This window comes from Flagellimonas flava (assembly GCF_900129665.1).
Lineage (GTDB): Bacteria > Bacteroidota > Bacteroidia > Flavobacteriales > Flavobacteriaceae > Flagellimonas > Flagellimonas flava.
In genome coordinates this window covers 560,768-573,458 of the sequence record NZ_FQWL01000003.1, presented here as the reverse complement: position 1 = coordinate 573,458, position 12,691 = coordinate 560,768, and the positions used below count along the sequence as shown (strand labels likewise).

General features: G+C 42.4%; 10 protein-coding genes. 5 read left to right on the top strand and 5 right to left on the bottom strand.

Going from position 1 to position 12,691, the window contains the following annotated elements:
• The first annotated feature begins 15 nt into the window (after positions 1-15).
• The gene (locus tag BUC10_RS12170) at positions 16-453 is read left to right on the top strand and encodes a deoxycytidylate deaminase (RefSeq protein WP_073179939.1); all 438 of its coding nucleotides are present in this window, start codon (positions 16-18) and stop codon (positions 451-453) included.
• 16 nt (positions 454-469) lie between these two features.
• Complete coding sequence (locus BUC10_RS12165) at positions 470-2,095, top strand: S41 family peptidase (RefSeq protein ID WP_073179937.1); 1,626 nt, start codon at positions 470-472, stop codon at positions 2,093-2,095.
• Positions 2,096-2,148: 53 nt separating this feature from the next.
• Here BUC10_RS12165 and BUC10_RS12160 read toward each other — a convergent pair whose 3' ends face one another.
• Both BUC10_RS12160 and BUC10_RS12155 read right to left on the bottom strand, forming a co-directional pair.
• Complete coding sequence (locus BUC10_RS12160) at positions 2,149-2,352, bottom strand: hypothetical protein (protein WP_073179935.1); 204 nt, start codon at positions 2,350-2,352, stop codon at positions 2,149-2,151.
• 18 nt (positions 2,353-2,370) lie between these two features.
• Entirely contained in the window at positions 2,371-2,949 is a 579-nt protein-coding gene (locus BUC10_RS12155; RefSeq protein ID WP_073179933.1) for a MarC family protein, read from the bottom strand.
• Positions 2,950-3,056: 107 nt separating this feature from the next.
• On the opposite strand from BUC10_RS12155, the gene BUC10_RS12150 reads away from it, so the two are divergent.
• Complete coding sequence (locus tag BUC10_RS12150) at positions 3,057-3,629, top strand: DUF3109 family protein (RefSeq protein ID WP_073180141.1); 573 nt, start codon at positions 3,057-3,059, stop codon at positions 3,627-3,629.
• Here the strand turns inward: BUC10_RS12150 and BUC10_RS12145 are convergent.
• Together BUC10_RS12145 and BUC10_RS12140 are read right to left on the bottom strand one after the other, a co-directional pair.
• The gene (locus BUC10_RS12145) at positions 3,619-5,586 is read right to left on the bottom strand and encodes a tetratricopeptide repeat protein (RefSeq protein WP_245812822.1); all 1,968 of its coding nucleotides are present in this window, start codon (positions 5,584-5,586) and stop codon (positions 3,619-3,621) included. The genes BUC10_RS12150 and BUC10_RS12145 overlap by 11 nt on opposite strands.
• A gap of 15 nt (positions 5,587-5,601) precedes the next feature.
• Positions 5,602-6,336: a LytR/AlgR family response regulator transcription factor gene (locus BUC10_RS12140; protein ID WP_073179930.1), complete on the bottom strand. Its 735-nt coding sequence runs from the start codon at positions 6,334-6,336 to the stop codon at positions 5,602-5,604.
• Positions 6,337-7,239: 903 nt separating this feature from the next.
• Between BUC10_RS12140 and BUC10_RS12135 the strand changes: the two genes are divergently transcribed.
• A complete protein-coding gene (locus BUC10_RS12135) occupies positions 7,240-8,226 on the top strand; it encodes a ribonucleotide-diphosphate reductase subunit beta (protein WP_073179928.1) in 987 nt (328 codons plus the stop codon).
• Positions 8,227-8,355: 129 nt separating this feature from the next.
• Complete coding sequence (locus BUC10_RS12130; RefSeq protein ID WP_073179926.1) at positions 8,356-10,833, top strand: ribonucleoside-diphosphate reductase subunit alpha; 2,478 nt, start codon at positions 8,356-8,358, stop codon at positions 10,831-10,833.
• A 288-nt stretch (positions 10,834-11,121) separates the two neighbouring features.
• Here the strand turns inward: BUC10_RS12130 and BUC10_RS12125 are convergent, their stop codons facing one another.
• On the bottom strand, positions 11,122-12,633 hold the full coding sequence (locus tag BUC10_RS12125; protein WP_073179924.1) for a Kelch repeat-containing protein: 1,512 nt from the start codon (positions 12,631-12,633) through the stop codon (positions 11,122-11,124).
• Positions 12,634-12,691: the final 58 nt, after the last annotated feature.

Here is a 12,691-nt window from a genome sequence, read left to right as displayed (position 1 = left end):
GCGATTTTTCGCCGTATGAAGGAGTCCAAACAAGAAAAATACGATAAGGCTTATTTGCGAATGGCCAAGGAATGGGGAAAACTGTCCCATTGTAAACGAAAACAAGTAGGTGCCATAATCGTAAAAGACCGGATGATCATATCTGATGGTTACAACGGAACCCCCACAGGCTTCGAAAATTATTGTGAGGACGAAGAAGGATATACCAAGTGGTATGTTTTGCATGCTGAGGCCAACGCCATTTTGAAAGTTGCGTCCTCCACCCAATCCTGTGAAGGTGCCACACTATATATCACACTTTCGCCATGCAGGGAATGCAGCAAGCTGGTGCATCAGGCTGGCATAAAACGTGTGGTATATCAAACCGCCTACAAGGATGATTCCGGATTGCGGTTTTTGGAACGGGCAGGAGTGGAGACACATCATCTACCCATTTTGGAAGAAATGGTCTAACCCCACCATTTAAACTATGAAAAAGAAATATCAATATATTGTACCTACCCTGCTGGCCTTTGTTTTGGCCGTAGGGATTTTTATTGGAGGCAAACTTCACTTTGATGATAGCCCTGAAAAACTTTTCAGCACCAACTCCAAAAAAGACAAGCTCAATCGCCTTATTGATTATATCGATTACGAATATGTGGATGATATTGATACGGATAGCATTGTTGATGTAACCGTAAACAATATTCTAGGCAAGTTGGATCCGCACTCGGTGTATATCCCACGAAGTGAAATGGAAGAGGTGTCCGAGAATATGAAAGGCGATTTTGTGGGCATCGGGATTAGTTTCTATATGTACCGGGATACCATTACCGTAATCCGGACCATAAAAAATGGTCCAAGCCATAAAAGCGGCATCAAAGCGGGAGACCGAATTCTAATTGCCGATAAGGACACCTTGTTCGGACGAAGAATCGCGAACAATGAAATAGTTTCCACCCTTAAAGGAAAAATTGGTACCAAGGTTGACCTTAAGGTCTTTCGCAAATCGGATAATCGAACATTGGATGTTACGGTGACCCGGGATAGGGTGCCAATCCGGAGTGTGGATTCGTATTATATGCTTACCAGTGATATGGGTTATATCAAAATCAACCGCTTTGCCGAATCCACCTTTGGCGAGTTCAAAGATGCACTAAGAAAATTAAAACTTAGAGGTGCGGAAAAACTGGTTTTGGATTTAAGGGACAATCCGGGAGGATACCTGGGCATAGCCGAAAAGTTGGCCGATGAATTTTTGGAGGATGATAAATTGATTTTATTCACCAAAAACAAAAAAGGAAGGGTGAAAAAGGCCTTTGCCACCAAAAAAGGAGACTTTGAGGACAAGCCGGTCTACGTGTTGATCAATGAACGGTCCGCTTCCGCTAGCGAAATTATTGCGGGGGCACTCCAGGACAATGACATAGGAACCATAGTAGGAAGACGCTCCTTTGGAAAAGGATTGGTGCAACGCGAAATGGATCTTGGTGATGGCTCGGCCGTGCGTTTGACCGTATCACGATACTATACCCCTACCGGACGTTCCATACAACGTTCATACAAAAAGGGACATAGGGATTATTATCAAACCTTTATGGAACGGTACCGAAATGGGGAAATGGTCTCCGTGGACAGCATAAAGGTGGCCGATTCGTTAAAGTTTGTTACACCGGGAGGTAAGATTGTATATGGTGGAGGAGGAATTATTCCCGATGTGTTCGTACCCATCGGAACCAATGAGGAAGAAGCTGTGGAAAGCATGGATGGGGCCGAGTTCTTTTCCCGATTTGTATTTGAACATTTGGAACAAGACAGAACCCGCTACTCCTATCTGAGCAAAAACGAATTTCTGGACGATTTTAGGGTGGATGATATTTTGTTTGATGAGTTCATCCAGTTTGTGTTGAACAGAAAGATCAGTTTGGATTTCTACGAACAAGAAGATAAAATCAAGGATTTCTTAAAGGCCAACATAGCCGAACAACTGTTCTCACCCAATCTATCAGCTCAAATAAAGGGGGAGCACGATGCCATGTTGGACAAGGTAAAGGAGCTGGACCAGGATATTTTTAATCAGGCCGAAGTAGGAGCCATCAAACTAAAGGATTAAGCAAACTTATCGAATTATCAGTTCAGAGTTGTGATACCTATTTGGGCAATCCCTCAATCCTCTTTAAGTTTTTTATCTATTTTCTTGGAAGTGGCAAAAATGAGCAATAGTACAATGGCACACAACGGCGCCACTATACCGATCAAGGCGATGGTGCTGTCACCTTGAAAGGGATTGGAAAAATCCACCAAGGTTATGTTGTAGGCTATAAGACCCAAGGCCAATAGAATTAAGACGATCGTCAAGGTTTTATTCATATGCGAAATATTGGAGCATCAATGTGCTAATAGCTGATTGACGTTGGTGGCGAAAAGTTTCACCGCTATGGCCAGTAGAATTACTCCAAACACCTTTCGAATAACACTTAGGCCATTCTTGCTCAAAACCCTCTCAATTTTAGCACTGGATTTCAAAACAAGGTATACAAAGATAATGTTTACCACTATGGCCACCACAATATTCTCCACATGATATTCTGCCCGCAAAGCCAAAATTGAGGTTAGCGTTCCTGCCCCGGCAATTAAAGGAAAAGCTATGGGGACCACAGAGGCAGTCTCGGTCTCATCGTCCTTGAACAGCGTTATGCCCAATACCATTTCCAATGCTAGAAAAAAGATAACGAACGCCCCTGCAACGGCAAAAGAGTTTACATCGATACCAATGAGCTTCAAAATACTTTCTCCAACAAATAGAAATGCGGTCATGATCACCGCCGCTACTATGGATGCTTTCTCGGATTGAATGTGCCCAACCTTTTTTCGAAGCGATAAAATGATAGGGATGCTACCTAAAATGTCTATAACGGCGAACAGTACCATGCTTGCGGTAACTATTTCTTTAAAACTAAAGTTCATAACACCTCAATTTAGTACGCAAATGTACGTGTTAAAAGTGCTTTTGGATTATCATCTAAATGAATAAATTATCAATTTTTAACTTTGCGAAAAATACGGCAAACAACATGTTCCAAATTGAAAAGACCATTGTATCCGAAGAGATCATAGATCATGATTTTGTATGCAATCTGAATGCATGCAAAGGGGCCTGTTGTGTGGATGGGGAGTACGGTGCGCCCCTTGAGGAGGAGGAAACAGAAATTTTGGTCGACATCTTTCCCCAGGTCAAACCTTACCTCAGGTCGGAAGGAGTGGAAGCCATAATGGAGCAAGGGGCCTTTGTTAAAGGAGAGGATGGGGAATGGGAAACCCCATTGGTCAACAAAAGTGAGTGCGCCTATGTTGTTTATGACGAAAAAGGAATCACCAAATGTGGCATTGAGGCCGCTTATCTTGATGGGGCTGTTGACTGGAAAAAGCCGATATCTTGCCATTTATACCCTGTCCGCACCCGGGAATATTCCGAATTTACCGCTGTCAACTATCACAGATGGGAAATCTGCGACCCAGCATGCCAATTGGGGGAGGAACTGAAAGTACCCATTTATAAGTTCGTGAAGGAGGCTTTGATAAGAAAATTTGGAGAAGCTTGGTACGCTGAGTTGGAAGAAGTGGCCCAGGAAAAAACTAAATCGTAGGAATATCCAAAACGACCTTGGTGCCCTTGGGTTTGCCCTGCTCATCAAAAAGGTCCACAATGTCCACATCAAAATTGTTCTGATAGTCCTTGGAGAAATTTGCAAAACGTTCCTTGGTAATCCGAATCCCAACAGATTTTCTTTTGAGCACCCGGTTCTCCTTGTTAACCTGGGCTGCACCCCTTCCCACGCCATTGTCAATAATCTCAAGAGTGATATGGCCCGGGCTCTTCTGTTTTACATTCAGGCAAATCTTTTTTTCACCCTCCTTCGGCGAAAGTCCATGCCATAGAGAGTTTTCCAAAAAGGGTTGTAGTGCCAGAGATGGGATTTTGATGTTCTCTGGATTAATACCATCGCCAATGTTGATATTAAAATCGATCTCGTTGGAAAAACGGATGTTCTCTATGTTCATATAGAGCTCAACAGTTTCCAATTCTTCAGCCAGGGAAATTTCTTTTAACGAAGAAGCTTCCAATATTTTTCGCACCAGTTTGGAGAACTTGTTGAGGTAATGTACCGCATTTTTTTGCTCGTTGTTGATGATGTATAGCTTGATGGAATTCAAGGAGTTGAACAAAAAATGGGGGTTCATTTGACTGCGGAGCATATTCTGCTCCAAGCTGAGCACCCGTTTTTCGTTCTTGCTCTGATATTGTCGGTATAAAATGTAAAGAATGGAGGAGATAAGTCCAACTATCAAGGCACTGACCAAAAGCGTGGTCTGATTTTTTCGCAATCTTAACCGGACAATCTCGTTTTCCTTGGCCAATACGGAAATTTGGTTGTTCTTTTTATCGGCTTCGTAGCGCACGATTACATCGTTCATGTACCTGAAATTCGTAGCGCTGGAAATCTCTTCGTCATACTCATCTGCCCTTTTATAGTAATCGTAAGCTGCTTTAAAATCGCCCCGCGCTGATTCCAAATCGGACATTTTTTGATAACCGTACAGAATATTGCTGGGTAAATTGTGGTTTTGTGCCATTTCCAACCCATCTTGGATAAGTTTTTCAGCTTTATTAAAACTACCTAGTGCTGTTTGGGCCCAACCTGTATTTATGAAAACGGAAGAGGTCAAATAAAAATCCCCGATGGATTGTGCTTGTTCATGAAGTGGCTCCAGCAGCACAAGTGCTGCATAGGGCATATCCTGTTTTAGATAGATTTGGGCCAAACTATTTTTGCAGAATGCCTTTCCGAAGGCAGAATTGATATCCTCGTTATAAGCCAGTGATTTACGGTAATTTTCCAAGGCTCCATCCAAATCCCCCTTGTTCTCCAAGCAGTCACCAATATTTTGATGGTTGATGGCCAGCCCAAGCTTATTTCCCAGTTCCTCTTCTAACTTTAGGGCTCTCTTAAACTGTAAAATGGCCAAATCGTATTGCTCTAGGGTTTGGTAAAGCCCCCCAATACAGTTCAGGGAAACATTGATACTTCTGAGGATGTGGTGTGATGGATTCTCCACTTCCTCTGCAAGTTCCAACGCTTGCTGGTTGTAATCCAATGCTGTTTTTATGGCATCACTTCGTCTATAAACTACGCCGAGCATGTTTAAGCTTAGCACTTTTAACTCAACGTTGTTGGCCTGTTCCGCTATTTGCAATGCCTCTTGATGAAGGTCCGCGGCCTTTTTAAAGCTGGAAATGTTCCGGTATTTGGTTCCAATATGATCTAAGGCATAGGCTTGACCTTCCAGATAGTTGTTTTCTTCACACTGATTGGCAAAATAGCGGAGTAATGTGGTGTCCCTTTTTTCAGATTTAAGCTCGGTGTTTAAGACCAGATAGGTCTTTGGACGCATTTGGATGAGCCGTTCCGTTTTCTCCTTAAAAGCTTCAGGTACTTCCTGTGCTTGGGAAAACCAACCCATCAAAAGCAGCAAAAGAAATATCAGTGTATTCTTTTGAAAACTAATCTGTGGGATGGTTAGTATAGGTCGTATAGGGAACACAGGTTTTGGTGGGAGTTACAGCATATCCAGAAAATCGGATTTCTTTTGCCGGGAGACAGGGATTTTATGGTTGGATTCCAAGACCACATATCCATCTGTCTTTAAAAATTCTTTGATCTTATTGAGATTGATGATGTACGAATTGTGAATCCTAAAAAAACTGGTGTCGGGCAATAAGTTGTTCACCTCCTTTAATTTCTTGGTAAGAAGGATTTTTTGTCCATCACTCAAGAAAATAGTGCTGTAGTTCCCATCAGATTCGGCATAAAGAATATCGTCGCTGTTTAAGAACAGCAATTTTCCATCCGTGTTGATGGTGATTTTCTTATTATGCGAATCCGCATTGAAATTCAGCAGGATTTTCTCCAGTTTTTCAGAGGTAATATTTTTGGTATTGTACTTCTTTATTTTTTCTATGGTCACCTCCAAATCGTCCGTGTCAATCGGTTTCAAGAGGTAATCAATGGCCTCATTCTTTAGCGCTTTCAACGCATATTGGTTATAGGCCGTGGTAATCACAACGGGAAAATTTTTGTTCTTAAGGTTTTTGATGAACTGAAAACCGTCCATGGCGGGCATCTCAATATCCAGAAAAAGGCAATCTGGGGTGTTGCGCTCCAAATAGGACAATGCCTCATGTGCATCAGTAAAGGATGCGACTATATCCACCTCATCGGATAGATTGGTCAATTCCCAACTTAAGCTTTGCAGGGCCTTGACCTCGTCATCTACAATTACAGCTTCTAACATGCTCGGTTTAAATAAGAATCAAAGTTAGGATTAATATGATTAAGGTATAGAAATTATGTGTTAATGGATGTTTTGTGCGTATAATTGGTAGAAAATGATACGAAGTGGAAAATCCCGGGTCTTCCCTCTTTCTGTAATTCTTTTCTTATGGCCCCGTAGGAAATTAAAATATCAAAAAACCATTTATACACAAAAGAGCACCGTTTATACATAGCGGGACATTCCCGGATGATTTGTTTTTTACTTTGGTCTAGTCATAATGAATGACCATCAAACCCTACTCCAATGAAGAAATGTGCAATATTATTTGTTCTATTGATTGTTGCTTTGATTTTCGCGGCAATATCGGAGAGTAAGGAATTGAAAATGCAAACGGATTGGGAGAAAGTTGCGGTTTCCGAATAACTTCCCCAACCAAAAGTTCATATACATTACCAACAAGCGTACGGCCGTAGCAACCAACCTCTTGATTTTAGAAACTGCTTGCAAAATTTATCCCAAGTTAATGAACGGCATCGGTTGATTCTTAGGTTTCGGGGGAACTACCTGAGGACTCAACTTTCCGGAATTGGAACAGGGAATGGCCGTACTTTTGGTGATGTAATCAAACAGACACCGACCTAAACGCAATTTCCATTAAAACATAGGCCAAAAGGTATACTTTTTTATACTTCTTGGTCTTTTTTTATTCATGGGTTCATAGGATGGATATCCCAACTTTTTACCACAACCCCCAACCCTAAGAAACATCACTTCCCAACCTAGATTTCAACATGTTGTGTTAAAAACTTTGAGCTGGTTTTAATAAATGCAGCTTTAGATTCTGGTTTCAATTTTGAATCTTTGTTAGCCCTTCTCGTAGGGAAAATTACCTCTCAGTTCATAATTTTAAACACGCCATTTATGTCAGCAGCTATAGAGCCCATTTTAGAAGAAAACGAAGATAGATTTGTCATTTTCCCCATCCAGCACCATGATTTATGGGAATGGTATAAGAAATGTGAAGCTTGTTTTTGGACTGCTGAAGAAATTGATTTACACCAGGATTTAACGGACTGGAACAATAAGTTGAGCGATGACGAGCAATACTTCATCAAGCATATCTTGGCCTTTTTTGCCGCTTCAGATGGTATTGTAAATGAGAATTTGGCCGAGAACTTTGTCAACGAAGTGCAGTACTCGGAAGCCAAGTTTTTCTATGGATTCCAGATTATGATGGAAAACATCCACTCGGAGACTTATTCCTTGCTTATTGACACCTATGTGAAAGATGAAAAGGAAAAAGGAGTGCTTTTTAAAGCCATAGAAAACTTTCCTGCTATCAAGAAAAAAGCAGATTGGGCACTTAAATGGATCGAGTCGCCAAGTTTTGCAGAGCGGTTGATCGCCTTTGCAGCAGTGGAAGGGATTTTCTTTTCAGGGGCTTTCTGTTCCATTTTCTGGTTGAAGAAAAGAGGATTGATGCCGGGGTTGACCTTTTCCAACGAATTGATTTCCCGTGACGAAGGGATGCATTGTGACTATGCGGTACATCTGCACAATCAACATTTGGTGAACAAAGTGCCAAAGGAGCGTATTACTGAAATCATCACTGATGCCCTGAATATTGAACGAGAGTTTATCACCGAATCCTTGCCGGTAAGTTTAATTGGCATGAATGCGAAGTTGATGACCCAGTACCTTGAGTTTGTAACGGACCGACTTTTGGTGGAACTGCAATGTGAGAAGGTATACAACGCAACCAATCCATTCGACTTTATGGATATGATTTCACTTCAAGGAAAAACCAATTTCTTTGAAAAACGGGTATCTGAATACCAAAAAGCGGGTGTTCTGAATAAGGAAAAGGACTCAGACTCCCAAAAAATCAGCTTCGACGCAGATTTCTAACAACCTTTCAAACTAGGTGCTCTTACCCCGGACACCATGAAAACTTGACCTCTGACCTTGTGGATGAATCTGCGAGCGCGTGCCATTGGCGAAACCAAAAAGCGTATCATTAAAAAAAAATTGTAGCCCATGTATGTAGTAAAAAGAGATGGAAGAAAAGAGCCGATGATGTTCGACAAGATCACGGCTCGAGTAAGAAAACTTTGTTATGGATTGAATAATCTGGTCGATCCCGTTAAGGTAGCCATGCGAGTCATTGAAGGGCTATACGATGGGGTGACCACATCTGAGTTGGATAATCTGGCAGCAGAAATAGCGGCCACTATGACCACTACGCATCCAGATTATGCAAAGTTGGCTGCGCGCATCTCGGTTTCCAACCTGCATAAGAACACCAAAAAGTCCTTCTCCGAAACCATGAAGGATTTATACGAATACGTAAATCCAAGAACCGGTAAAAAAGCTCCGCTTTTATCCGATGAAGTTTTCAAAGTGGTATCGGAAAATGCGGAAAAACTGGATTCTACGATTATATATAACCGAGATTTTGGCTACGATTATTTCGGTTTTAAAACCTTGGAACGTTCCTATCTCTTAAAATTAAATGGGAAGATTGCCGAACGCCCGCAGCATATGTTGATGCGTGTTGCCGTGGGAATCCATTTGGATGATTTGGATTCGACCATAGAGACCTATGAGCTCATGTCCAAAAAGTATTTTACCCATGCCACGCCTACCCTGTTCAATTCTGGGACTCCAAAACCCCAGATGTCTTCCTGCTTCTTGCTGGCCATGAAGGACGATAGCATAGATGGCATTTATGATACCCTAAAGCAGACTGCCAAAATTTCCCAGTCGGCAGGAGGTATTGGACTTTCTATTCACAATGTTAGGGCTACAGGATCTTATATTGCCGGAACCAACGGTACTTCCAACGGGATCGTTCCCATGCTTCGGGTATTTAATGATACGGCCCGTTATGTAGATCAGGGCGGTGGTAAGCGAAAGGGAAGTTTTGCCATTTATGTGGAACCTTGGCATGCCGATATCTATGATTTCCTTGATCTGAAAAAGAACCATGGAAAAGAGGAGATGCGCGCACGCGATTTGTTCTACGCCATGTGGATACCGGATTTGTTCATGAAACGCGTAGAGGCGGATGGGGAATGGACCCTCATGTGTCCTAATGAATGCCCTGGATTGTTCAGCAACCATAGTGAAGAATTTGAAGCCCTATATACCAAATACGAAGCAGAAGGCAAGGGAAGAAAGACCATTAAGGCACGCGACCTTTGGGAAAAGATTTTGGAATCCCAGATAGAAACGGGAACTCCTTACATGCTGTACAAGGACGCTGCCAACAGAAAGAGCAACCAGAAAAACTTGGGTACGATAAGGTCTTCCAATCTATGCACCGAAATTCTGGAGTACACTTCTCCTGATGAGGTTGCCGTATGCAATTTGGCGTCCATCGCCTTACCGATGTTTGTGAAGAACGGTAAGTTTGATCACAAAGAACTCTTTAAGGTGACCAAGCGTGTTACCAAAAACCTCAACAAGGTCATAGATCGTAATTATTATCCCGTAAAAGAAGCCGAAAACTCCAATATGCGCCATCGTCCGGTTGGTTTGGGTGTTCAAGGGCTGGCGGATGCCTTTATCATGCTTCGCCTACCGTTTACCAGCGATGAGGCCAAGCAACTGAACCAGGAGATTTTTGAGACCTTGTATTTTGCCGCAGTATCCGCTTCCATGGAAGAAGCCAAAACGGATGGTGTTTATTCCAGCTATGAAGGGTCTCCTATTTCCAATGGAGAATTCCAGCACAACCTCTGGGGCATCAAGGACGAGGAATTGTCTGGGCGTTGGGATTGGGTCAAGTTGAGAAAGGATGTAAAGAAGCATGGAGTACGTAATTCTTTGTTGGTTGCTCCCATGCCTACAGCATCCACTTCCCAAATTTTAGGGAACAACGAATGTTTCGAACCCTATACTTCCAACATTTATACCCGAAGGGTACTCTCTGGGGAATTTATTGTAGTGAACAAGCACCTCTTGGAAGATTTGGTAAAATTGGGTCTATGGAACGAAAACCTAAAGCAGGAATTGATGCGTGCCAACGGGTCCATCCAACACATTGATGTGATTCCGGATGACATTAAGGAACTCTACAAGACGGTTTGGGAGCTGAGCATGAAGGATATCATTGATATGAGCAGACAACGAGGGTATTTCATTGACCAAAGCCAATCGTTGAACCTGTTCATGGAGAATGCCAACTACTCTAAATTGACCTCCATGCATTTTTACGCTTGGAAGAGTGGACTTAAGACCGGAATGTATTACTTGAGGACCAAGGCTGCAGTTGATGCCATTAAATTTACCTTGGACAACACCAAGAAAAAGGAGGTCCCTGTTAGTGTTGCCGCTGAAGCGGAAGTGGTTGCGGCCACACCAAAAGGGGCAGAGGGAATTCAAGTGCAGGCTACTACTGTGGAACAACAGGAGGTGGATATAAAACCCATGACCCCGGAGGAAATGAAAGAACTTATAGCACGGGCCAAAGAAGGCGAGGCGGATGACGACTGCCTTATGTGTGGATCATAGTTGGTACTGAACTTTATCAGTATGTGATAGTGTTTATTGCTTAGATACCTTGAAGGGTTCACCCCACTCAAGTAACCGTCAAGGTATTGTTTTTGAATTGCAAGATTCAACCTCAAAAAAAGCCGCTGTACAGCGGCTTTTTTATTTGTGATGTCAGTTCGAGTGATTTTCTGTGGAAAATCGTATCGAGAACTTATGATGTGGTGGAACAATTTGGTTCTCGATACAAATTTCGCCCATCGCAATGGGCAAAATCCACTCGAACTGACCGTATATGTCAATATCATTTTATTGATCATGTGCTGGGGTATATTCCCAGATGTCCTTTAAATAACTAAGACTGTCATCTCTTCCAAAACCTATATAGGCCTTTCCATTAACTTGGGCCGCAAAGGGCCAAAAACGAGCTTCATCCGGAAAATCTGATTTCTTTTTCCATGTTCCATTACCTTCAGGGTTGAACTCCCAAAAATCAGTTTTATGGTTTCCCATTCCAACATAGGCCTTGTTGTCAATTGTAAAACTTCGGGCCCCATATCTTTCCATTCCTTCTGGTAAAGATGTCTTTTCTATCCATGTATCATCTATGGGATTATATTCCCATAAATCGTTCAATAATAAATCAACTTTATAGCCAAGTCCAATATAACCCTTGCTATTTAGGGAAAAACCTACCGCGCCGGTCCTTCCGGCTGTTTCAAAGCCATTTTTTTCCTTCCAAGTATCTAGTTTTGGGTCGTATTCCCATAGATCATTGTAAATAGGTGTGTTTGGAATACCTTGCCTGCCACCATACACATATCCCTTGCCATTGATTGTAAATGTTGCTGCTACTTCCCTCATTTGATTGGGATTTCCGGGAAAATCATCGAGTTGGGTCCAAGTATTGGTGTTAGGGTCAAACCTGTAAAAATCGTTGGGACCTTCTGTGGAAACTCCATCATCTCCCGCCCCTATGTATAAATGCCCATCAATGACAAAACTAAAAGGATCGGTTCTTTCGGTTCCTATAAAATCAGCCATCTGTTTCCACGAGTCTGTCTTTGGGTCGTATTCCCATAAATCTGCTAGATTACTATCGGGCACATAACCCAAGCCAATATATATTTTATCATTAATGACGACTGTCAATCCATGCCATCGTCTTCCCTGCTCAAAATCCTTCATTTGCCTCCATGGGAGATAAGTAAAATCATCGCTGGTTATGGTGTATTGGTCTTTTACTCCCATTTGGATAGGGCCGGAATAAGCATCTGGTGCCATTACAACAATTTTATTGTCGGAAATACTTTGTATTTCCACGGGATCAGAACCATGGAAAAGTATGATCACGGCACTGGCATCTTCTCCAAAATTTTCACCCGTTATGGTCACTTCATCTCCTTCCACCCCCTCTTTGGGTTGAAAGTCACTAATAATAGGGGGTGGCAGCAGAACCGTAAAATCCTGAAAAGAGGTATACGTTTTGCCATGGGACTCCAGTGTAATCTTTCCCGTTGTGGCGTTTTCGGGAACGGTGACCACTAAAGTGGTCTCGGAAGCGGTGTCTATCTGGCTGGCCACCCCATTGAACCGGACGGTATTCCCGCCGGGTTCCGCATCAAAGTCGACACCCTTGAGAGTCACCTGGATTCCTTTTTTTCCCAAGGCAGGGGTAAAACTGATAATATCGGGATTAGGGTCTTCCACCTGTGTGGGAGGACCATCGTCTGCCGGAAGGGAGTCATCATCATCTTTGCAATGAATCAATAGGAAAGCTAGAACAAATAAGGAAATTACATGCAGGTAGTTTTTTTTCATAATGGAATGATTTAGGAATCAACTCATTAAAGAAAGTAAAACTGCCAGAGTAGTCCGG